Origin of the sequence: Streptomyces sp. NRRL F-5123 (assembly GCF_000721495.1) — a bacterium.
Lineage (GTDB): Bacteria > Actinomycetota > Actinomycetes > Streptomycetales > Streptomycetaceae > Actinacidiphila.
Map to the genome: position 1 here is coordinate 34,448 of NZ_JOHY01000030.1, position 20,180 is coordinate 54,627.

Consider the following 20,180-nt stretch of genomic DNA (forward strand, 5'->3'; position numbering starts at 1 on the left):
GCGCGGGGGTTAGAGCGCCACCCCGACCATGACCGGCTCGTTGACGAGCGTCACGCCGAAGGCGGCGTGCACACCGTCGCGCACCTCGCGGGCCAGCGCCAGCAGGTCCGCGGTGGTGGCCGCGCCCCGGTTGGTCAGGGCCAGGGTGTGCTTGCCGGAGATGCGGGCCGGGCCGGTGCCGTAGCCCTTGGTGAAGCCCGCCTTGTCGATGAGCCAGGCCGCGCTGGTCTTGGTGCGGTCGCCCGCCGGGTACGCGGGCGGGGCGGCGTCGGGGCCGAGGCGGTCGTGGACGCGGTCCGCGAAGGCGGCGAATTCGGCGGCGGTGAGCACCGGGTTGGTGAAGAACGAGCCCGCCGACCAGGTGTCGTGGTCGGCGGCGTCCAGCACCATGCCCTTGCCGGCCCGCTGCGCCAGCACCGTCGCACTGGCCTTCTCCAGCGGCACCCGCTCCCCGACGGACACGCCCAGCGCGCGGGCGGTCTCGGCGTATTTCAGCGGCGCGGACATTCCCGCGGCTTCCTCGAGGCCGAAGCGCACCCGCAGGACGACGTAGCGCTCCGGCTCCTCCTTGAAGCGGCTGCTGCGGTAGGAGAACCCGCACTCCCGGTTGTCGAGCGTGACCGTCTCCCCGGCCCGCCGGTCGTAGGCCACGACCTCCGTGATCGTGCTGGAGACCTCCTGCCCGTACGCCCCGACGTTCTGGATCGGCGTGGCGCCCGCGGACCCCGGGATCCCGGCCAGGCACTCCACCCCGGCCAGCCCCGCCCGCACGGTCGCGGCCACCGCGTCGCTCCACACCTCGCCCGCGGCCAGCTCCAGCGCGCTGCCCCGCAGGTCGACACCCTGCGTGGCGATCCGCACGGCGGTCCCGGGAAACCCGTCGTCCGAGATGACCAGGTTGCTCCCGCCGCCCAGCAGCAGCACCGGCTCCCCCCGCGCATCCGCCTCCCGCACGGCACCGACCAGCTCGTCGTCCGTCGTGGCGGTGACCAGCCGGCGAGCGGGCCCTCCGAGCCGGAAGGTCGTGTACGGGGCGAGAACGTCAGAATCCACGCCCCCAGCTTATGGCCGCCCCCCGCACCTTCCGCGCGAGGCCGTCAGAGCCCGCCGACCGCGCCGCCCCCGCCCACCGGGTCCGGCGCCGGCTCCGGGTCCGGGTCCGGCTCCGCGAGCAGGGCGCGCAGGGGCTTCGTGTCGGGGGTGTCGGAGGTCGCGGCGTCGAGGGCCGCGTCCATGCCCTTCTCCCATGCTTCGGGGAGGCCTATGCCGGGAGTGCCGGCCCAGGCGATCCGCGGGACGGCCCGGGACGCGGCCAGGAGGCGGAGGTGGACCAGGCCGGCGAGGGCGTCGAAGACCGCGGGGCGCAGGTAGTTGCGGGCGGACTCACCGGTGAGCCGGGCCGCCGACTGCGGGCGCGGCATGCGGTCGGAGATCCCCGCCCACAGCAGGCCCTCGTCGAAGGCGTCCAGCACATCCTCCAGGTCCGGCAGCTCCGCGCCCGCCCCCGTGCGCCGCACGCGGGCGACGGCCTGGCGCAGCGGGCGCGAGAACTCCTCGGCGTCGTACGCGGCCCGGACCAGGACGAGGTGGTCCCAGCTCAGGCGGCGCACCTCGGCGGGCGTGGCCGGTTCGGGGGCGGCGTCGGGGGCGGCTTCGAGGGCCGTGAGGACACGTTCGGGGGCGCGCAGCAGGGCGAACGCGGGCCCGGCGGTGACGGGGTCGGCGTCCTGCGCGGGAAGCGCTTCGAGCCGGGCGAGGCGCTCGGCGAGGGAGGGGTGCGTGTCGTACTTGTGCGGCGGTTTCGGTCGCCGCCCCTCGGCGAGTGCGGCCAGCCGCTCGCCGGGCCGGGCGTCGACCATCCGCCGGAAGCCGCCGTGGAATTCCCCGGCGGGAGGCAGCGCGCGGAAGGGCCGGCCCATGGTCGCGTACGTCTCCAGGTAGTGCGCGTGCGCGGCGTCGACGACGGGCAGTGTGCGCAGCGCCGCGGTCATGGCGGCGGCTCCGGCGTACCCGGCGGCGACGCGGTCGGCGGCGAATTCCTTCTCGCGGGAGAGAGCGAAGGACCGGCGCAGGTACATCCGCGCATAGCCGAGGTAGATCGCCCCGACGACGCGGTCGAACCACACCAGGTCCCGGCTGAAGATCCGCACGGTGTGCGCCATCGCCGCGCGTCCGCGCAGCGCCGCCGCGCCGAGCCGGGTGTCGCCGTTGCCGTAGTGGCCGAACTCGTGCGCGAGCACGGCCCGCAGTTCCGCCCGCTCCATGCCGACGAGCAGCGGCACGCCCACGTTCAGCCGGCGCCGTCCGGGCAGCAGCCCGAGCAGCCGGCTCTGCTCGGCCGCGGACGCGTTGACGTCGGAGGTCAGACACAGCTCCTGCGGCGGCCGCTCGCCGAGCCCGTCGGCCACGGCCCGGACCTCCGCCCACAGCTCGGGCTCGTCCTGCTCGGTGACGGCGACGCCCTCCGGGGTTCCGAGCCGCCCGGCGCGCAGGAAGGCGTACATGCCGCGCAGGATCCCGGCGGCCGCGACCGCGGTCATGGCCATGAACACGCCCGTGAAGCCCGCGCGGCTGCCGTCCCCCCGGTGGGTCGCCAGCAGCCAGTCGAACACCGCCATCGCGGCCAGGAGCACGAAGCCCGTCACGAAGAAACCGACCAGCAACGCGAAGACGCCGGCGGCACGGAGCCGTTGGTTCAAGGGTCCCCCCACAGGACACGAGCCGGCCAACGTGCGGACCAGCGGGGAGCGGATCGTATCCGGTAGGGCTGACCTGCGTAAACGGCAATCCGTGCGGGCCGGGCGGGTGCGCGGGCGGCCGGGGGGAGTCCCGGCCGCCCGCGTGAGGGGTGGGGGTCAGCCGACCTTCTGGAGGGAGGCGGGTGCGGGTGCGCCCTCCGCGACGGTCGTCCCGTCGGTGGGGCGGCGGCGCGGGAGGGCGAGGGCGGCGAGGAAGGCGACGCCCAGGATCGCGGCGCCGACCCACAGCGCGGGGACGAGGCCGTCGACAAAGGCCGAGCCGGACGCGTAACCGCCGTGCGCGGCGAAGATCGAGCCCAGCAGGGCCACGCCGAGGGCGCCGCCGACCTCGCGGAGGGCGTTGCTGGCGCCGGAGGCGACGCCCTGCTCGTGCGGCTCGACGCTGGACATGCCCAGGCTGGTGGAGGCCGGGAAGTAGAGGGCCATGCCGGTGCCGGAGATGATCAGCGAGGGCAGCTGTGCGGCGTACGAGACGTCCGGCGAGGCGATGACCGCGAACCAGCCCAGGCCGATCGCCTGGAGCGCCAGTCCCGCGGCGACGACCGGGCGGCCGCCGATGCGGTCGGAGAGGTAGCCGGCGATGGGCGCGACGATCATCGGCATGCCCGTCCAGGGCAGCATGCGCAGCCCCGCCTCGGTGGGCGAGTAGCCGAGCACCGTCTGCAGGAACTGGCTGAGCAGGAAGATCGAGCCGAACATCCCGACGAACATGAGCATGGTCGCGGCGTTGATCGCGCTGAAGGCGCGGCGGCGGAAGAACCGCATCGGCAGCATCGGCTGGCGCGCCGTCATGCCGTGCCGCACGAAGGCCAGGACGAGGGCGCCGCCGACGATCAGGCCGGTGAGCACGCGGGCGCTGGTCCAGCCGTGCTCGGTCGCGTTGACCAGGGCGAAGACGATGCCGAAGAGGCCGAGACTGATGAGCGCGGTGCCGCGGCCGTCCAGCCGGGCGCCGGGCGCGGTGGACTCGGCCAGACGCAGCCGGGCCAGCGGGAGCAGCAGTATGCCGAGCGGGACGTTCAGCCAGAAGATCCACTGCCACGAGATGTGCTCGGTGAGGCTGCCGCCGATGAGCGGCCCGGACGCCACGGCCATGCCGTTGACCGCACCCCATATGCCGTAGGCGGCGCCCCGGCGCTCGGGGGGTATTGCCGCGGTCAGCAGCGTGAGCGTCAGCGGCATCATGATGGCCGCGCCCACGCCCTGGATCGCGCGGGCCGCGATCAGCTCGTTGATGCCGGGCGCCATGGCCGCGGCGGCGGACGCGGCGGTGAAGATCGTCAGACCGGTGACGAAGAGCTTGCGGCGGCCGAAGCGGTCGCCGAGCGCCGCGCCGAACATGAGCAGGACGGCGAAGGTGAGCGTGTACGCGTTCACCGTCCACTCGAGGTCGGACAGCGCGCCGCCCAGGTCCTTGCGGATGGACGGCAGCGCGGTGGTGACGACGAGGTTGTCGAGGGACGCCATGAAGCCCGCGATGCTGGTGATCAGCAGGGCCCAGCCTGCCGTGGCCTTGCCGCGGGGCGGCGTGCTGTCCGTGGTGGGTGCGCTGTCCGCGGGACGCGCGCTGTCTGCGGTGGTCATTGCCCTGATCTCCTTGGTCCCCTGTCGAGATGTGCTGCGGGCTGAGCTGGTGGTGCGGTGGAGCGGGTGGCGGTGCCGCGGGGGTGGCCGCGCGCACTGCCGGGTTAGTAATTGATGACTAACTTTTTGGGCCGAAAAAATCCCGCCGGGGGCGGCCCCGGCCGGGGCGCTGCTAGTCCGAGGCCGTCGGGCGCTTGGCGGGCCCCGCGCACCACGGGGCTTCCGAGCGCAGGGGGCCGTCAGAGCCGTCCTGGCCTTGCGGGTCCTGCACCGTCTCCGGGTCCTCGGCGCCCGCCGGATTCTCCGGGCGGACGGATTCGTAGAAGCCCTCCCAGATCGGCTCCTCAGCCGAAAAACCCAGCGACACCAGGGTGTTGACGAGCATCCCGTAGGCGAAGAACTGCGTGGTCTCCTCGACGTCGGTGCCGAGCGCGTCGCGCACGGTCTCCCACAGCCGCATCCAGACCGCGCGGATCTCCACACCGAAGGCGCGGTCCCCCGCTGCCTCCGCCGCGGCGACGGCCACGTACGTCTGCATCTGCATCAGCAGCCGCTCGGGATCGGCGTGGATCATGGCCTGGTAGGCCTTGCCCATCTCGTCCAGCCGCCGTTCGACCGGCACCCCGACCGCCGCGTTCGCGAAGACCTTTGCGGTCGTCTCGATGCAGTGGCGGGAGGCGGCCAGGAAGATGGCCTGCTTGTTCGGGAAGAGCCGGAAGAGGTACGGCTGCGACACGCCCACCCGGCGGGCGATCGCCTCGGTCGACGTGCCGTGATAACCGCCGTGGGCGAACTCGCTCATCGCCGCACGGATGACGCTCTCGCGCCGCTCCTCTGCGCTCATCCTGACCATGGGACTTAAGTTAGTGGCCAATCACTACCTTGTCAACGCGTAGGTGTGAGCGGGGCACTCGAGCCGAAACACGTAAGGACCGCCTGCCATGGGCAGGCGGTCCTTACAGGTGCTCCCGGCGCGGCAATATGCGCAGCCGTTCCGCGGGGCCAGGCGTCAGGCGTCAGGCGTCAGGCGTCAGGCGTCAGGCGTCAGGCGAGGCGAACGACCGCGCGGGCCATGCCCAGCACCTTCTGGCCCGCCGACATCGCGGTCAGGTCCACGCGCACCCGGTTGTCGTCCAGCTTGGCGGCGACCTTGGCCGTGACCTCGATCAGCGCGCCCTCGTCGTCGTTGGGAACCACGACCGGCTTGGTGAAGCGCACCCCGTACTCGACGACCGCTGCCGGGTCGCCCGCCCAGTCGGTGACCACGCGGGCCGCCGAGGCCATCGTGAACATGCCGTGCGCGATGACGTCCGGCAGCCCGACCTCCCGGGCGAACTTCTCGTTCCAGTGGATCGGGTTGAAGTCGCCGGAAGCCCCCGCGTACCGCACGAGCGTCGCCCGGGTGACCGGGAAGCTCTGCGCGGGCAGCTCGGTGCCGACCTCGACCTCGTCGTACGCCACGCTCGCCGCCATCACGCGCCTCCGTCCCGGGGGGTGCCCTGCTCGGGGTCCGCCGCGCGGGCGACCAGCTTCGTCCAGGCGGTGACGATGTGCTCGCCCGACTCGTCGTGGACCTCGCCGCGGACGTCCAGGATGTCGTTGCCGGCCATCGACTTCACGGCCTCGATCGTGGACGTGACCGTCAGCCGGTCACCGGCCCGCAGCGGGCGGGTGTAGGCGAACTTCTGGTCGCCGTGCACGACCCGGCTGTAGTCCAGGCCCAGCTCCGGGTCGGAGATCACGACGCCCGCCGCCTTGTAGGTGATCGCGAAGGCGAAGGTGGGCGGCGCGATGACGTCCGGGTGGCCGAGGGCCTTGGCGGCCTCCGGGTCCACGTAGGCCGGATTGGGGTCACCGATCGCCTCGGCGAACTCGCGGATCTTCTCCCGGCCGACCTCGTAGGCGGGGGTGGGCGGGTAGGTCCGCCCGACGTAGGACTGGTCGAGAGCCATCGTCACCTCGGAGTGTGCGGCAGATCACGGGTGTTCGGGAGGAGCGCGCGGTTGTGCGGGGCGCGCGGGGTGCGCGGGCGGGGGCGCGGTTGTGCCGGGGCACGAGCAGGTGTGCGGGTGTGCGCCACCGCGTACGCGGGCCGGGTGCGCGCCGCCCGCCCTACGGGCACGGGCCGGGGCCGGACGTGCCGCGAGGCCGTCCCCTGTCCTGCGACGGGGGACGGCCTCGCGGTGTTACGGCCTGGTGATGCTGCTGGTGGTGCGGCGCAGGGGCGGCGAAGTCAGCGCGTTTCGCGGTGCGCGGTGTGCGCGTTGCAACGCGGGCAGTGCTTCTTCATCTCAAGACGGTCCGGGTCGTTACGCCGGTTCTTCTTGGTGATGTAGTTCCGCTCCTTGCACTCCACGCAGGCCAGCGTGATCTTCGGGCGGACGTCGGTGGCGGCCACGTGAGTGCTCCTTGACGAACGGGTATTTGAACACAGGAAGAGTAGCCGATTGAGGGACCGATCCCGCAATCGGCTACGCAGAGTAGCGGCGACCGGACTTGAACCGGTGACACAGCGATTATGAGCCGCTTGCTCTACCGACTGAGCTACGCCGCTTCGACGAACCGACCCCCGCCACGAGGACGGGGAACCGATCCATCAGAGCCCCAATACGGAATCGAACCGTAGACCTTCTCCTTACCATGGAGACGCTCTACCGACTGAGCTATTGGGGCGAGCGAGGAAGACATTACACGGTCCGCTGCCATACGTGAAATCCGTATCCGCCGGGGCACATCGGGCTCAGCGGACACCGCCCGCGCGGCCTGCCCGCGACCCCTCCCGGGCGCGTCGGGGGGGTGCCGCACGGGCCTTCCCCCTCCGCCGCGCGGGCGGGCCCGGCGCGGCGGAGGAAGTCGGCTGGAGCGCTGAGGTGCCCGCCCCCTCGCGTGCGCGGCCCCGTACGCCGGCTACCTCCGCGGCGCGGCGTACGGCGGCGCGGAACGCCTCAGCGCTGCGGCGGCGCAGCGTTCCGGCGGCGGCGCGGCGTTCCGGCGGGGCATACGGCTCCGCGCCCGAAGCCCGGAAGGCACGCCCCCGAGACCGGTGGGGTGCCGCGCGTACGAGCGCTCCCGCCTGCCGTACGGCCCCGCCCCCGGTCGGCGCGTCCGGACCCGGAGCCGGCCCCGAACCTGCCCTCCGGGTTGCGGCGGCTCCACGGCAGGGCACCGCGGCCCGTCGGCGAGGGTGACCCAAGATGCGTACGACAGTACGAGTAATGCACTCGTGCCGGGTGTCCTGACGCCGCTTACCGGACGTGCGCGCGGCCTGGCCCTAGGCTCGACCATGCGTGATCGTCCCGGCGGCTCGGGCGTCCCGACCGGCCGTTTCCGACCGGCCCTTCCCGGTCGTCCCGACGCCCCGGCGGTCCGCGCCCGCTCCACTGCTTCCCCCGCTCATCCGTCCCCGGCGGCACCGGCGGGCCCGCGGGAGGCACCAGGCACCGGAGGAGCCCGATGAGCGACAGCCCGCGCGGCACCGCCGCCGAGACCGCCACCCTGCTGCTGTGCGGCGCCCGCCTCACCGACGGCCGGACCGTGGACGTACGGCTGAGCGGCCCGCGGATCGAGGCGGTCGGCACCGCGGGCAGCCTCGCCGGACCACTCGGCGCCGCCGCCCGGCAGGGCTCCGGCGCGGGTACGGGCACGCGCATCGACCTGCGCGGCTACCTGCTGCTGCCCGCGCCCGCCGATCCGCACGCCCATCTGGACCTCGCCCTCACCGCGGGCTGCGCGGGCCCGCCCGCCGACGACGTCGCCGACGTCCAGCGCCGCGCCACCGAAGCCGCGCTGCTCCAGCTCGGGCACGGCGCGACCGCCGTCCGCAGCCATGTGCGGGTGGGTGACGTGCACGGGCTGCGCGCCCTCGAAGCGGTGCTCCAGGCCCGGCGCGCGCTGCGCGGCCTGATCGACGTCCAGGTGGTGGCCGTCCCCCGGCTGCTGACCGGGGCGGCGGGCGCCGACGGGCTCGACGTGCTGCGGGACGCGCTGAAGATGGGCGCCTCCGCGGTCGGCGGCTGCCCCGACCTCGACCCGGACCCGAGCGGGCACGCCGAGGCGGTCGTCGCTCTCGCGGCGGAGTTCGGAGTGCCTGTCGACCTGCACACCGCCGCCGACGACCCCGCCCGCCTCGCCCGGCTCGCCGCGATGGCCGGCGGCCTGCGCCCGGGCGTCGCGCTCGGCCCTTGCCACGGGCTCGGTACATTGCCGCGTGACGCGGCAATGCGCGCCGCCGAACGCCTCGCCGCCGCGGGCGTCTCCGTCGTGGCCCTCCCTCAGGGGGGTTGCAGCGGCGTGGAGACGGTACGCCGCGGCGCCGCGGGCCTCCACACGCCCGTACGGCTGCTGCGCCGCGCGGGAGTGCCGGTCGCCGCAGGCAGCGGCGCCCTCGCCGACCTGGCCAACCCGGTGGGCCGCGGCGACCCGCTGGAGGCGGCGTTCCTGCTCGCGTCTTACGGCGAGTGCGAGCCGCTGCACGCGTACGAGCTGATCAGCACGCGGGCCCGCGCCGTACTCGCCCTCCCCGAGGTCCGCGTCGAAGCGGGCTTCCCGGCGGAACTCCTCGCAGTACGCGGCGAATCCGTCGAGGGCGTGCTCGCCCTCGCCTACAGCCGCGTCGTCATCCACCACGGCCGCGTCGTCTCCCGCACCAGCGCGGTCCGCGAGTTCTGCGACACCTCCACCGACCCCGCCCTCGACCTCCCCCGCCAATCCCACCGCGAGCCCTGAGCAGTCCCTCCCCCGGAGGCCGGCCCCGGCGAGGACTCGGCGCGCACGCGCAATCCGTCACACGGGGCCGGGCGCCGGGCCGCTCCGAGGGGCGCGTGGGGGCACATCGCGGGCGAGGGCCGGGGAGAACCGCGCGCCCAGCCTGCGCGGCGCAAAGGTGGCGACGCGCACCACACGACCCTCCCAGAGGCGCAGGGGCGCGTGGGGGCACATCGCGGGCGGAGCCTGGGGGAGAACTGCGCGCCCGATCCCCACCACGAGAAGATCGCGCAACCACCGCACAACCCGTCCTGCGGCGCGGCGTCACGACGGCCGCGCGCGAGCAATCCCCCCCCACCGCGAAAGGCGCCCCACAGCGCAGCGTCGCAAAAGCCGCGCGAGCACCCCCTGCCCCCACCGTCCACGGCCCGCCGTGGAAGGCACCCCGCAGCGCGAGGGAGCGCGAGGGAGCGCGAGCACTGCGCGGGCCCGCCGCGAGCGACCACCCCGCCCGCCGGGCGAGCCCCCGCGGCAAGCCGCCCGCCAGGGCCCGGCGCGCCCGGCGGCGCAACCCGCACCCCACCCCGTACCGTCGGAGACATGCGTATCGTCATCGCCGGAGGCCACGGCCAGATCGCCCGCCGCATGGAACGCCTGCTCGCCGCCCGGGGTGACCACGCGGTCGGCCTGATCCGCAATCCCGACCAGGCCGACGACCTGCGCGAGGCCGGCGCCCAGCCCGTCGTGCTGGACCTTGAGGCCACGCCCGCCGAATCGGTGGCGACAGCCCTCGCGGGCGCGGACGCCGCCGTCTTCGCCGCGGGCGCGGGCCCGGGCAGCGGGGTGGACCGCAAGCAGACGGTCGACCGCGACGCCGCCGTCCTGCTCGCCGACGCCGCCGAACGCGCCGGCGTACGCCGCTTCCTCGTGGTCTCCTCGATGGGCGCTGACGCGCAGTCCACCTACGAGGAGCCGGGCTTCCAGGCATATCTGCGGGCCAAGGGCGCCGCGGACGACGCGATCCGGTCGCGTGCGTCCCTGGACTGGACGATCCTGCGCCCCGGTTCGCTCACCGACGACCCGGGTACGGGCCGGGTCACCCTCGCCGCGAGCACCGGGCGCGGCTCGGTGCCGCGCGACGACGTGGCCGCCGTGCTCGTCGAGCTGCTGGACGCGCCGCAGGCCGTCGGCAAGACGCTGGAGCTGGTCGGCGGCTCCACGGAGATCCCGGCGGCGGTCGCCGGCCTGCGCTGACGTACGGCCCCCGGCGCGCGGGAGCGGGGGCGGCGCGCAAGGTCGGCCGAAACCCCCGCCTCCCACCCCGGCACGCCTCCTGTCCGGGCGGCCCGCGCCCGCCTTCCTTCCTGGTGTCAGGACCACCAGCAGAACTCCCAACTGGTTGCCCGCCACCGCGCCTTCGATGATCGAGAGGCAAGCGAAGGAACGGCGGAAGGCGCGGAACATGCGTGTGGTGATCATGGGCGGAACGTCCGGCATAGGGCTGGCGACAGCCGAGAAGCTGACGGCGGCGGGCGCGGAGGTGATCGTCACCGGGCGCGACGAGGAGCGCCTCGCGGCGGTGAAGGACCGGGTGGCCGCCGCAGAGCAGGTGGACGGCACGGACGCGGGGGCGGTGACCGCCTTCTTCGATCGGGTGGGCGCCTTCGACCACCTGGTGCTGGCGTTCAGCCCGGGCGCCCTGGGCCTCGGGCCGCTGGCGGAGGTGGATCTCGCCGACGTCAGGGGCGCGTTCGAGGGCAAGCTCTTCGGCTACCTGCACGCCGTGCAGAAGGCGCGGGTGACCGGCTCGGTCACGATGGTGTCCGCGGCCTCCGCGCGCGCCGCGCTCCCCGGCACCGTGGCGCTCGCGGCGGTCAACGGGGCGATCGAGCGGATCGTCTCCCCGCTCGCGGCCGAGATGTCGCCGGTGCGGGTGAACGCGGTCGCGCCCGGCGCGGTGGACACGCCCTGGTGGTCGTTCCTGCCCGACGGGACGCGGGAGGCGGCCCTCGCCGAGTTCGTGAAGGACATGCCCGTCAAGCGGGTGGGTACGGCGGCGGACGTGGCGGACGCGATCGCGTACGTCATCGCGGCGTCGTACGTGACCGGCACGGTGCTGCCGGTGGACGGCGGCGCCACGGTCGCCTGAGCGGCGGAGGCGGGGGCCCGGCGGGAACGGGGGCCGGGTCCGCGCCCCGCGGGAACGGGGGCCGGGGCGCCGGGTTCGCCCCCGGCGGGAACGGGGGCCGGGGCGCCGGGTTCGCCCCCGGCCCCCCGGCGTGCCGTCGCCCGATCCCGGCGCCCCCGCCGTTGTCCGACCCCCGTGGCACGATGACGTACGTGAGCCGACCGCTGCTCTACCTCGACGTCGACGGCCCCCTCAACCCGTACGCCGCGCAGCCCGAGCGCCGCCCGCCCGGCTACACCACCCTCCGGGTCACGCTCGGCCCGGACCGTTCCGCTCTGTCCGGGCGCACCCTGCGCGTCTGGCTCGCCCCCTGGCACGGCCCCGCCCTGCTCGACCTCGGCTACGAGCTGTACTGGGCCACCACGTGGATGGCCGACGCCAACCGGTGGATCGCCCCGGTTCTCGGCCTGCCCGAACTGCCGTACGTCGACTTCGGCGACGCGCTGCTCAGCGAGCGCCCGGACGGCGTCCACTGGAAGACGGCCGCGCTCGTCGACCACGCCGCCGGCCGCCCGTTCGCGTGGGTCGACGACGAGCAGAGCGCCCTGGACGGGGAGTACGTCGCCGGCCACCACCCGGCTCCCGCGCTGCTCCACCACGTCAGCCCGCGGCTCGGGCTGCGCCCCGCGGATTTCGAGACGCTCGCCGAGTGGTCGACCGACGCCCGGGACGCCGCCACCTGACACCCCCTCAGCCGCTCTGCTCCCGCGCCGCGAGGGCCTCCCGCAGCCGCCGGTCCAGGTCGGAGCCCGGCGGGGTCAGGTAGGACACCACTGTCTTGTCGTCGTTCGCGATGTGCATCTTGGCGTACTCGAACGTGGCCTCGCCGAGGAGTGGATGAGCGATCGTGCGCGGCTTCGGGACGTACGGTGTCAGGTCCTTGCGGCCCCACAGCCGGCCGAAGTCGGGGCTGGCACGCTCCAGGCCGCGCAGCAGGGCGACGACGTCGGGGTCCAGGATGTGCTCGCCCACCTGGGCGCGGAAGAGGGCGAGGGTGTGGGCCGCCTCCTCCTCCCAGTCCAGGGAGACCGCCCGTGCCTCGGGCGAGGTGAAGGTGAGCCACAGGATGTTGCGGCGCTCGGCGGGCAGGGCGGCGAGGTCGCCGAGGATCAGCTCGCAGCCGGCGTTCCAGGCGAGGACGTCGAAGCGCCGGTTGACGACGAAGGACGGGTTCGGGTCCAGGTGCGCGAGCAGCAGCTCGTACGGCCGGGGTATCCCGGAAGGGGCGGGTGGACCGGCGGGCGGGTCGGCGGGCGGCACCTCGCCGGCGAGCCGGTAGAGGTGGTCGCGCTCCACGGTGTCGAGCCCGAGGGCGGGAACGAGGCTGCCCAGCACCTGCCGCGAGACCTTGATCTCGCGCCCCTGCTCCAGCCACGTGTACCAGGTGATGCTGAGTCCCGCGAGGGTCGCGACCTCCTCGCGCCGCAACCCCGGGGTCCGCCGCTGCCCGACCACCCGCAGCCCCGCGTCCTCGGGGCTGCGCCGCTCCCGCCGGCTCCTGATGAACTCCGCCAGCTCGCGCCGCCGCTCGACATCCGCCACCGCTCCCCCTCACGCCCCTCTGCCTGCCCGCCTGCCGTCAGCTCAGCCTAGGCAGTCGCGGCCCACCGTCTGCGGGAGAATCGACGGACGATGACCGACCTCACGCCCCTCCCCACCCCCGAGGACATCCGCCGCCTGCACGAGCGGTACGCCCCCTCGCCCCAGGCCTTCGAGTCCGTCCACGGCCACTGCGTCATCGTCTGGCGCATCGCCGAGCAGCTCCTCGACGCCCTGGCCGCCCGCGGCACCCCCGCCGCCGTCGACCGCGACCTCGTCCGCGCGGGCTGCCTCGTCCACGACATCGGCGTCTACCGCCTCTACGACGCCGACGGCGGCGGCTTCGACCGCGCCAACTACATCCGCCACGGCCTCCTCGGCCACGAGATCCTCGCCGCCGAGGGCCTCCCCGAAGTCCTCTGCCGATTCTGCTCGCACCACACCGGCGTGGGCCTCACGAAGAACGACGTCACCCGCCAGAACCTCCCCCTCCCACCCGCCGACTACCTGGCGGAGACCCCGGAGGAGCAGCTCGTGATGTACGCCGACAAATTCCACAGCAAGAGCACGCCCCCCAGGTTCCTGACCCCCGCCGCCTACACCACCGCCGTCCGCCGCTTCGGCGACGCCAAGGCCGAGGCCTTCACCCACCTCCGCCACACCTTCGGCGACCCCGACGTCCACACCCTCTCCACCACCCACGCCCACCGCCTCGTGGACGCCCCCTGACGGGACCGCGCGCGCCCCGCCCGTCTCAGCGCCGCCAGCGACGTCTTCCCGAGGTGGCCCGGACGCCGCCGAACCCGGCCAGATGCAGGGCGACGAAGAACGCCCCGGCGATCAGCAGGCTGAACGGCGTGAACGCCGCATCGGTGTGTGTGCTGGTGGCATTGATGAGATAAGCGATGGCGAGAATGACGGCGCCCACGGCTGCCAGCATCGGATGCCCTCCTTGACGACGAACAGTCCTGCGCCGGCGGGAAGCCGAGCCTTCACTCAGCCGTACCGGACGCCCTTGCCGATCCGGTGCCCCCAAACGGCTGTTTGAATCCGCGGCGGCGTCCGTGGCCCTTCCCCCGCGGCCTACCGCGCGTCCTCGTAGTCCGCGACGTTCGCGGAGACCGCTCTGAGCAGCGGCTGCAGGGTGTCCCAAGCGTCTGGTAGTCGCCGACCCGGCCGTCCGACCACTGGGCCAGCCCGACCACCATGGTCCGGCCTTGCCCGGTGAAGGACTGCACCAGGCCGCTGTCCGCGGGAAGGATGCGCAGACCGGAACCCGGCGGCGGGGCCTGGACGGCCACCTCGTAGTCGTCGAAGGCCATGGTCAGCTCGGTCACCAGCTTCACCGTGTCCACCGGGTCCTTCATCGTGAAGGCGGCCAGGCTGAACTGGTTGTTGTGCGCGTCCTTGTAGAGGGCGGTCTCCTCGCCGACACACCCCGCACTCGCGCCGATCATGCCGATGAGCCGCGGCCCGACCAGGTCGGGTTCGGTGCAGGACGTCATCGTGGCCGCGGCCACCTTGGTGTACGCGCCGCTGCCACTCCCGACCTGCTCAGGGAACGCCTCCGCCAACGGCACCATCGCCCGCTCCGCGCCGGGAGCCGCCGAACTCGAAGCGACAGCGGGCGCGGCGGGCGCCCCGGTCGCAGCGACGTCCCCCGGCGAAGGACTCGCCTGCCTCAGCACGACAGAGGCCACCACCGCTGCCACCACCACCGACGCCCCGACAGCCCACGGCCACCTCCGCTTCCGCCTCCGCGCTGCCCCAGAATCAGCAACGGGTGCGGTGGCGGTCTCCCTGGCGGAGCGCTCAACGAAGTCGTTCCACTCGTCGTCACTCACACGGCCCTGACCTGCGGGCATATCGTCATTCGTCGGCACGGACGCAACGTAGTGGGCCCCGAACGCCGAGCGCTCCAGCCGCGAGATCACAGCATGATCACTATCCGTCAACACCGGTGTGCACAAGCACCAACGCCCCCACCACCCACCACCCAGCCCGCATACGACGAAGGGCCCCTGAGCAGCAAAAAAGCTGCTCAGGGGCCCTTCAACCATGTGGCGGCACGTGGATTCGAACCACGGTAGGCTAAGCCGACGGATTTACAGTCCGCATACGTGTTCTGAGCGCCCATCAATTGACCAGGCCCTCCACGTCACTCCCCCGACTGCACCAGAGCGACCGTCCATGCCTCGTCCTGATCAAGGAAGGTGGTCAGGGCTCGTCTCGCCGGCATCGCTCAACACTTTCGGCGTACTCCTCTGAGTGCTCCAGTAATTACAGATGCGTGTGCTCCGGTCAGCGATCGGCTGCCTGCTGGTTGTGGCCAACCGCATTGCGATCAAGTACCGAAGCCGTCGTCTGGGGCGCTGGCCTCCAGCGGCGTGCACTCGTGTGCGGTAATCCAGTGGCCGACGCTGTCCAGAAGGGCCTCGGAGCCGGACTCGGTCCGGAAGGTGAAGGTGGCCCCAGTCGACTCCACCTGTAGGGCCAGCTGTCGGGGCGGCTGGTGGAGTGTCACTGGACTGAAGCGGCAGCCGATCGAGTTGAGCTCGGCTGTGACCTGTGCGTGAGTGAGGGGTCCTGCGGACACGGCGAGTGACTTCGACCCTGGGACGGGAAGCTCGATGGTGTTCCGCCAGGTCTGCACGCTGATCATCGTGACGCGGCGGCAGCGACACACACAGAGCTCAGCATCTCCATAGGAGAACAGGTGAGGCCAGCGCCGCCGCTTGCTCACTCGGCCAATGTCCCACGGCGGCCCGAGCGTCGCCGCGATGTCGTTGAGTTTCGCGCCGCAGTGCACTGGGCCGATGGCTGCGGTGGAGCCGAACTCGGCCAGGGTTCGAAGCACGTTCACGCAGCGGAGCGTGCCACCTGGCCTGCTCCGACGTCCACCGGGGCCGATCCGCCTGTCCGTCCCACTGCGGTGAGATGAATTCAGCAGGTCTGCTCGCCGAGGCGTGAAAGCCTGCTCCCGGCCCCCGCCTCGTCACCCCAGAAAAAGTCTATAAAACGGCACCCCGTCGGCTCTCGCCACGCACCCTACCTTCAATCTCCCGACGGGAAGGAATCGAATAGTGAGGGCTGTTCATACGAGAGAACATTGCCGTATTTGACCGCATTTATGGCCGCCCTGAGTTCGGCTCGCACGGCTTCAACAGAATTCGGGCCAGCCCCGTTGCGCAGCCATACTGGCCAATTTGAGAAGAATAGGGTGCGGGCGGGTCTAGTCATGGACCGGAGATACTGAATTTTTGCCTGCTGCGGCAAGTCTGACACGGCGACCCACCGCGCAGTGAGAGCATAATCGGCCAGCAGCTCGCCGAAAAACAGCTTCACTAGAGAATGACCACTCGATTCATAGCTGTCCACGATAACTTTCGTAGCCTCATCAAGCTGATCCTGCCAACGCCGCTTCTCAATGTAGATCTTACTCACAATGCTTCCGAAGTGCGTACTTGTTACAGCGCGCCCATCGCGCTCTTCACGCGTTGTCGTAGTCGCACGCTCCGAGGTTTGCTGCCCTGCTTCTAGTCGATCACAGGCCGCCAAAATCGTGGTTGCCTGTTGCGCTAAGCGGTAGCGCACACGAAGGCTCTCTCTTACTCTCTCACTGCGAGCTTCGAGCCATGGCTTAACGGTCAACTCCAATACCACCGTAGTTCCGAGTGCCGTCAGCACAGCCGCGATTATCGCCGCACCCACACCAGACATTTCTCACACCAACACCAATCTTTGCAGCAGTGTCATGCAACGCAGACGCAAGTAGATGAGTCACGCACGAATTCCCAAAAATATCCGACGCGATTCAATCGATCGATCGCTGATTGTAATTTTTGAAACTCGGCAAGAGGATTGCGAAAACGTGATTCGCACTCTCATCAGGCCTCGTGATTGTTTTCCGAGAGACGGGGGCCGGGGAGTAGCAGATCTCTGCCTGGGTGGCCATCGCCCGTCACAGAACCCGAAACACCGAGGTCCACGCGGGCGGACTCGTGGAAGGCGTTGATCGCCGCGAAGACCTCGCGGTTGCGGTCGCGCCAGTCCGCGAGGGTGCCGGGCTGCTTGCCGGTGGCCTGCCAGTCGACCGCGCGGGAGGCCGCGTTGAGGGTGTGGGCGGCCTCGATGACCTCGTCGCCGGCCAGGAGCATGATGCGTTCGAACGCGCGGCCTTGTAAGCGGATGGCGTCGGCGAGTTGGGCGCGGAGCTGGGGCTCGGGGTCGTCGCTCTCGCGGATGCCCTCGCGGTGCTCGTACAGCTCGACCGCGAGGAAGACGGCGGCGCGGACGCGGTCGACGTAGTTCTCGTAGGCGTCGAGCTTGCGGTCGTCCCAGCGGGTCAGCAGCTCGCGGCGGATCTTCTGGCGCTCGGACCAGTAGTTGGTGACGTACGTCGTCATGGCGCCGAGGAGGACAGCCGCGATCGTTAAGAGCTGTTCGGACGTGCCCATGGCGTTCCCCCGCCCCCGAGTCATCAAGACGTCTTGAGGATTTTAGGGGGCCTGGCAGGGCACGGTGTTACGGTCTGGCCAGGACGGCGTTGGAGAGGCGATCGGATGAGCAGCCCCATCTCAGAGGCACTGGTCACGATCGGGCGGTACTACGTCCGCACCGGGTCGGACGCGTTCGGTGCGGCAGTGTTGGCCGGTCGCTACCTCAACCCGCACCTGCGGGACGAGCCACGGAAGCGGGTGACCGACACAACGTTCGGTGCACGTTTCGCCGTTGACACCCAGGACCTCATCCAGCGCTACATATACCTGTTCGGGGTGTGGGAGCCGCGGATGACGCGGTGGCTCCAGCGCAGGCTCAAGCCCGGGGACACCTTCGTGGATGTCGGCGCCAACATCGGCTACTTCAGCGTGCTGGCCTCCGGGCTCGTCGGCCCGCGCGGGCGGGTCGTCGCGATCGAGGCGTCGCAGGACTTCACGCGCCGCCTGGCGCAGAATGCTGCCCTCAACGGCTGCGACAACATCCGCGTCGCCCAGACCGCAGTCTCCGACAGGCAGCAGACGCTGACCTTCGTCCTCTCCAGCTCCGCGAACATGGGCGCGAACAGCATCGTGCCGTGGGACGGACCGGTGGAGTCGACGTTCGAGATCGAGGCCTTCCCGCTTCCGGACGTCCTCGAAGCCGAGGAGATCGCCACCGCCCGCGTCATCAAGATCGATGTCGAGGGCGCGGAGGGCAGTGTCGTACGCGGTATGGCTCCGCTGCTGAACCGGCTGCGCCCCGACGCCGAAATCACCGTCGAGGTGACGCCCGACCGCATGGAGCAACTCGGCGACTCCGTCGACGAACTCCTCGGAACCATGCGCGAACACGGCTTCCACGTCTACCGGTTGGCGAACGAGTACGCGGCATCCTCGTACCCGAGAGCCCTGCGCGGGCGCGCCGCAGTACCGATCCGATGGAACGGCCCGATCGACGGCGAGAGCGACCTCATCTTCTCCCGCGTCGACGCCAAGAGGCTGCCGTAAGCCCGTCCGTCTGAACGCACTGCACCCTCCGTCGCCGCGACGGGCCTGCGGCGGGCGGAGGGAGCGGTGCGTTCAGACGTGCCGGCGGGTGGGCGTGGCGGCGCCGGGGCTGCGAGGTATCGCCAGGTCGGCGCGGGTGTCCGAAGACGTCGTTGAGGCTACGGACCGACGTGATTCCGGGGCCTCGGCGGACGGAGAGCCAAACGCGTGCCAGAGCGGCCTTACGTCCGGCGGGACGTGGGGCCTCATGCGGTCGCCTTCCACGCCGGGTCGTCCAGCGTCACGACAGCCCATACCCGCTTGCCCACGCCCTCGCGCGGCCCGACGCCCCACTCCCCGCCGGTCAGTGCGTGGACGAGGGCGAGGCCACGGCCCGACTCGGCCTCCGTCGAGAGGGGCTGCACGCGCGGCTTCGCGTCGTCCGCGTCGTGGACCTCGATACGGATCCCCTTCGGCAGCCGCTCGTACCGCGTCTCGACCTCGCCGTCCGGCGGGGCGTCAGCGTGCTGGAGAGCGTTAGCCAGCAACTCCGAGAGGACGAGCTCGGCGCGGTCGGCGAGGTCGTCCAACTCTCAGGCCGCCAGCACTAGGCGGAGGTCGTGCCGCGCCGTACCGACGCAACGGAGGTCGTACAGCCAGCGCTTGACGTACGGGGACGTCGCCGTGCCGGAGGCCGTGTACAGGCCGCGGTTGAGGGCCAGTTGGAGGACGTCGCCGAGCGATTCGCGAAGCCGTACAGCGGCGAAGCGGACGGCGTCGCGGTCCGCGCGCGGGTCGTCGAGGACGGACGCGGCGACGTCCCAGACGGAGCGGGCCGAGTCGAACTGCTGGCGCTCGATGTCGTCCGCCAGGCGGGAAAGGTAGCCGTCGCCAGCGACGAGGTGAGCGGGGCGTCCCTCGGGGCCCTGCCACGGCAGGCGGCGGAGGATGCGGTCCGGCGGGGGCTCGGGCGGCTCGTAGACGGTGGTCTGGGGGATCTCGGTCATGGGTGTGCTTTCTGGTCAGGGGCGACGGGGGTGGTGAGGGCGACCGCCGCGCGGTCGCCGGGGAGTACGAGGAGCGCGTAGCCGAGGATGTGGCCGTCTGCACTGGTGAAGGTGCGCTCGATCGCTAGGACGGGCGTACGGATGCCGACTCGCAGCGACTGCACTTCCGCCGTGGTGGGGTATCTGGCGGTGGCTTGGTCGGTGCTGGTCGTGACGGGTACGCCGACGGCGGTGAGGAGGTCGGCGCCCCAGGGCGTGGCGGCCGTGCTTTGCGGCTCGGGTGTGCGGGGGACGTAGACGTGGGCGAGGACGTACGGGGTCTCGCCGCGGTGGGTGAGGCAGACGTACTCGGTCAGCGGGGCGCCCGGCGACGTACCAAGTCGGCTGGCCAGGTGTGGCGTTGCGACGGTGACCGCGGAGCTGAGCCTCGTGTGGGCGCCGTTGAGGTCCGCGAGGTACGTGATCCGCTCGGGCGGAGCGCTGACGAAGTTGCCGCGGCCCTGGAACTTGGCCACCAGGCCCTCCGCCCGGAGGACTTCGAGTGCGTCGCGCAGAGTCGGCGTGCTCACCCCGTACTGGGCGGAGAGCCGACTCTCGGGCGGGAGTCGGGTGCCGACTTGATAGGTGCCGTTCGCGATGAGGCAGCGGAGATCGTCGGCCACTTGCTCGTAGCGCGCGGTCATGGGGCCGCGCCCACTGTGCCGGGCGCCAACTCGCCACGTCGACGGGCCCACTCCTCGGCGTTCAGAACGTACGGGCGGAGCAGCGGCCCGTCGTCGTCCCAGGCGTACGGGTGCGGGCGGCGGACGGGTAACGCCCGCTCGGTGCCGGCCGGGGCGGCGGTGATCCGGTGGGTGCCCTGGGCCGGGAGGCGGGCCGGGAGGAGCTGCCGGGTGAGCCAGACGGCAGCTATGCGGATGAGCTGGAACAACGG

The 20,180-nt window shown here is 72.0% G+C and carries 22 protein-coding genes, 3 tRNA genes and 1 pseudogene; 6 read left to right on the forward strand and 20 right to left on the reverse strand.

The window, feature by feature from the left end; translation table 11 throughout:
• Positions 1 to 9: 9 nt before the first annotated feature.
• From IH54_RS0122765 to IH54_RS0122805, 9 genes and pseudogenes are all read right to left on the reverse strand, one after another.
• Positions 10 to 1,053, reverse strand: coding sequence for a UDP-N-acetylmuramate dehydrogenase (locus tag IH54_RS0122765; protein ID WP_031519770.1), 1,044 nt, complete (start codon positions 1,051 to 1,053; stop codon positions 10 to 12).
• Between the two features lie 44 nt (positions 1,054 to 1,097).
• Positions 1,098 to 2,699, reverse strand: coding sequence for a M48 family metallopeptidase (locus tag IH54_RS0122770; RefSeq protein ID WP_043181918.1), 1,602 nt, complete (start codon positions 2,697 to 2,699; stop codon positions 1,098 to 1,100).
• A 156-nt stretch (positions 2,700 to 2,855) separates the two neighbouring features.
• Positions 2,856 to 4,343 carry an MFS transporter gene (locus IH54_RS0122775; protein ID WP_052397755.1) on the reverse strand — a complete coding sequence of 496 codons (1,488 nt, stop codon included), beginning with the start codon at positions 4,341 to 4,343 and terminating at the stop codon, positions 2,856 to 2,858.
• 304 nt (positions 4,344 to 4,647) lie between these two features.
• Positions 4,648 to 5,196 (reverse strand): annotated as a pseudogene (locus IH54_RS0122780) (TetR/AcrR family transcriptional regulator); the annotation flags it as partial.
• Between the two features lie 191 nt (positions 5,197 to 5,387).
• Complete coding sequence (locus IH54_RS0122785; protein ID WP_031519777.1) at positions 5,388 to 5,816, reverse strand: MaoC family dehydratase; 429 nt, start codon at positions 5,814 to 5,816, stop codon at positions 5,388 to 5,390.
• Complete coding sequence (locus IH54_RS0122790; protein WP_031519778.1) at positions 5,816 to 6,295, reverse strand: MaoC family dehydratase N-terminal domain-containing protein; 480 nt, start codon at positions 6,293 to 6,295, stop codon at positions 5,816 to 5,818. The genes IH54_RS0122785 and IH54_RS0122790 overlap by 1 nt, the downstream gene beginning before the upstream one ends.
• A gap of 281 nt (positions 6,296 to 6,576) precedes the next feature.
• Positions 6,577 to 6,741, reverse strand: a complete 165-nt coding sequence (rpmG, locus tag IH54_RS0122795; RefSeq protein WP_004571794.1) for a 50S ribosomal protein L33 — start codon at positions 6,739 to 6,741, stop codon at positions 6,577 to 6,579.
• An 83-nt stretch (positions 6,742 to 6,824) separates the two neighbouring features.
• Positions 6,825 to 6,897: transfer RNA gene (locus IH54_RS0122800), tRNA-Met, on the reverse strand.
• Positions 6,898 to 6,943: 46 nt separating this feature from the next.
• Positions 6,944 to 7,016: transfer RNA gene (locus IH54_RS0122805), tRNA-Thr, on the reverse strand.
• 780 nt (positions 7,017 to 7,796) lie between these two features.
• On the opposite strand from IH54_RS0122805, the gene IH54_RS0122810 reads away from it, so the two are divergent.
• The 4 genes from IH54_RS0122810 (at position 7,797) to IH54_RS0122825 (ending at position 11,918) form a co-directional block, all read left to right on the forward strand.
• Positions 7,797 to 9,068, forward strand: coding sequence for an amidohydrolase family protein (locus IH54_RS0122810; RefSeq protein WP_031519779.1), 1,272 nt, complete (start codon positions 7,797 to 7,799; stop codon positions 9,066 to 9,068).
• A 579-nt stretch (positions 9,069 to 9,647) separates the two neighbouring features.
• Positions 9,648 to 10,301: an NAD(P)H-binding protein gene (locus IH54_RS0122815; RefSeq protein WP_031519780.1), complete on the forward strand. Its 654-nt coding sequence runs from the start codon at positions 9,648 to 9,650 to the stop codon at positions 10,299 to 10,301.
• Between the two features lie 208 nt (positions 10,302 to 10,509).
• Complete coding sequence (locus IH54_RS0122820) at positions 10,510 to 11,196, forward strand: SDR family oxidoreductase (protein WP_031519781.1); 687 nt, start codon at positions 10,510 to 10,512, stop codon at positions 11,194 to 11,196.
• A 191-nt stretch (positions 11,197 to 11,387) separates the two neighbouring features.
• Positions 11,388 to 11,918, forward strand: a complete 531-nt coding sequence (locus IH54_RS0122825; RefSeq protein ID WP_199923446.1) for a hypothetical protein — start codon at positions 11,388 to 11,390, stop codon at positions 11,916 to 11,918.
• A 7-nt stretch (positions 11,919 to 11,925) separates the two neighbouring features.
• Here the strand turns inward: IH54_RS0122825 and IH54_RS0122830 are convergent, their stop codons facing one another.
• Positions 11,926 to 12,777, reverse strand: coding sequence for a helix-turn-helix transcriptional regulator (locus IH54_RS0122830; protein WP_031519785.1), 852 nt, complete (start codon positions 12,775 to 12,777; stop codon positions 11,926 to 11,928).
• A 90-nt stretch (positions 12,778 to 12,867) separates the two neighbouring features.
• Here IH54_RS0122830 and IH54_RS0122835 point away from each other — a divergent pair, with 90 nt between their 5' ends.
• A complete protein-coding gene (locus IH54_RS0122835) occupies positions 12,868 to 13,503 on the forward strand; it encodes an HD domain-containing protein (protein WP_031519787.1) in 636 nt (211 codons plus the stop codon).
• A gap of 25 nt (positions 13,504 to 13,528) precedes the next feature.
• On the opposite strand, the gene IH54_RS0122840 is transcribed toward IH54_RS0122835, so the two are convergent.
• From IH54_RS0122840 to IH54_RS0122855, 6 genes are all read right to left on the reverse strand, one after another.
• Entirely contained in the window at positions 13,529 to 13,714 is a 186-nt protein-coding gene (locus tag IH54_RS0122840) for a hypothetical protein (protein ID WP_031519789.1), read from the reverse strand.
• A 52-nt stretch (positions 13,715 to 13,766) separates the two neighbouring features.
• On the reverse strand, positions 13,767 to 14,357 hold the full coding sequence (locus IH54_RS45630) for a hypothetical protein (protein ID WP_159012003.1): 591 nt from the start codon (positions 14,355 to 14,357) through the stop codon (positions 13,767 to 13,769).
• Positions 14,358 to 14,835: 478 nt separating this feature from the next.
• Positions 14,836 to 14,945 (reverse strand) — tRNA-Tyr (locus tag IH54_RS45635).
• 173 nt (positions 14,946 to 15,118) lie between these two features.
• Positions 15,119 to 15,637 (reverse strand): hypothetical protein, encoded by a 519-nt coding sequence (locus IH54_RS0122850; protein WP_031519795.1) that lies wholly within the window; start codon positions 15,635 to 15,637, stop codon positions 15,119 to 15,121.
• Between the two features lie 191 nt (positions 15,638 to 15,828).
• Entirely contained in the window at positions 15,829 to 16,461 is a 633-nt protein-coding gene (locus tag IH54_RS45640) for a hypothetical protein (protein WP_159012005.1), read from the reverse strand.
• Between the two features lie 200 nt (positions 16,462 to 16,661).
• Positions 16,662 to 17,231 carry a hypothetical protein gene (locus IH54_RS0122855; RefSeq protein WP_031519797.1) on the reverse strand — a complete coding sequence of 190 codons (570 nt, stop codon included), beginning with the start codon at positions 17,229 to 17,231 and terminating at the stop codon, positions 16,662 to 16,664.
• 105 nt (positions 17,232 to 17,336) lie between these two features.
• Here IH54_RS0122855 and IH54_RS0122860 point away from each other — a divergent pair, with 105 nt between their 5' ends.
• Positions 17,337 to 18,260 carry an FkbM family methyltransferase gene (locus IH54_RS0122860; RefSeq protein WP_031519800.1) on the forward strand — a complete coding sequence of 308 codons (924 nt, stop codon included), beginning with the start codon at positions 17,337 to 17,339 and terminating at the stop codon, positions 18,258 to 18,260.
• A gap of 245 nt (positions 18,261 to 18,505) precedes the next feature.
• On the opposite strand, the gene IH54_RS40105 is transcribed toward IH54_RS0122860, so the two are convergent.
• Genes IH54_RS40105 through IH54_RS0122880 form a run of 4 tightly spaced genes read right to left on the reverse strand, consistent with a single transcriptional unit; the run spans position 18,506 to position 20,177 of the window.
• A complete protein-coding gene (locus tag IH54_RS40105; RefSeq protein ID WP_043181921.1) occupies positions 18,506 to 18,829 on the reverse strand; it encodes an ATP-binding protein in 324 nt (107 codons plus the stop codon).
• Positions 18,830 to 18,832: 3 nt separating this feature from the next.
• The gene (locus IH54_RS43515) at positions 18,833 to 19,246 is read right to left on the reverse strand and encodes a hypothetical protein (RefSeq protein ID WP_199923447.1); all 414 of its coding nucleotides are present in this window, start codon (positions 19,244 to 19,246) and stop codon (positions 18,833 to 18,835) included.
• On the reverse strand, positions 19,243 to 19,929 hold the full coding sequence (locus IH54_RS0122875) for a GntR family transcriptional regulator (RefSeq protein WP_031519802.1): 687 nt from the start codon (positions 19,927 to 19,929) through the stop codon (positions 19,243 to 19,245). The genes IH54_RS43515 and IH54_RS0122875 overlap by 4 nt, the downstream gene beginning before the upstream one ends.
• A complete protein-coding gene (locus IH54_RS0122880) occupies positions 19,926 to 20,177 on the reverse strand; it encodes a hypothetical protein (RefSeq protein ID WP_031519804.1) in 252 nt (83 codons plus the stop codon). The genes IH54_RS0122875 and IH54_RS0122880 overlap by 4 nt, the downstream gene beginning before the upstream one ends.
• Positions 20,178 to 20,180 lie beyond the last annotated feature (3 nt).

Coding starts and splice junctions, on each gene's coding strand:
- IH54_RS0122775 (WP_052397755.1), bottom strand. CDS start 4,343: ATGACCACCGCAGACAGCGCGCGTCCCGCGGACAGCGCACCCACCACG.
- IH54_RS0122785 (WP_031519777.1), bottom strand. CDS start 5,816: ATGGCGGCGAGCGTGGCGTACGACGAGGTCGAGGTCGGCACCGAGCTG.
- IH54_RS0122790 (WP_031519778.1), bottom strand. CDS start 6,295: ATGGCTCTCGACCAGTCCTACGTCGGGCGGACCTACCCGCCCACCCCC.
- IH54_RS0122810 (WP_031519779.1), top strand. CDS start 7,797: ATGAGCGACAGCCCGCGCGGCACCGCCGCCGAGACCGCCACCCTGCTG.
- IH54_RS0122815 (WP_031519780.1), top strand. CDS start 9,648: ATGCGTATCGTCATCGCCGGAGGCCACGGCCAGATCGCCCGCCGCATG.
- IH54_RS0122820 (WP_031519781.1), top strand. CDS start 10,510: ATGCGTGTGGTGATCATGGGCGGAACGTCCGGCATAGGGCTGGCGACA.
- IH54_RS0122835 (WP_031519787.1), top strand. CDS start 12,868: ATGACCGACCTCACGCCCCTCCCCACCCCCGAGGACATCCGCCGCCTG.
- IH54_RS0122840 (WP_031519789.1), bottom strand. CDS start 13,714: ATGCTGGCAGCCGTGGGCGCCGTCATTCTCGCCATCGCTTATCTCATC.
- IH54_RS45630 (WP_159012003.1), bottom strand. CDS start 14,357: ATGGTGCCGTTGGCGGAGGCGTTCCCTGAGCAGGTCGGGAGTGGCAGC.
- IH54_RS0122855 (WP_031519797.1), bottom strand. CDS start 17,231: ATGGGCACGTCCGAACAGCTCTTAACGATCGCGGCTGTCCTCCTCGGC.
- IH54_RS0122860 (WP_031519800.1), top strand. CDS start 17,337: ATGAGCAGCCCCATCTCAGAGGCACTGGTCACGATCGGGCGGTACTAC.
- IH54_RS43515 (WP_199923447.1), bottom strand. CDS start 19,246: ATGACCGAGATCCCCCAGACCACCGTCTACGAGCCGCCCGAGCCCCCG.
- IH54_RS0122875 (WP_031519802.1), bottom strand. CDS start 19,929: ATGACCGCGCGCTACGAGCAAGTGGCCGACGATCTCCGCTGCCTCATC.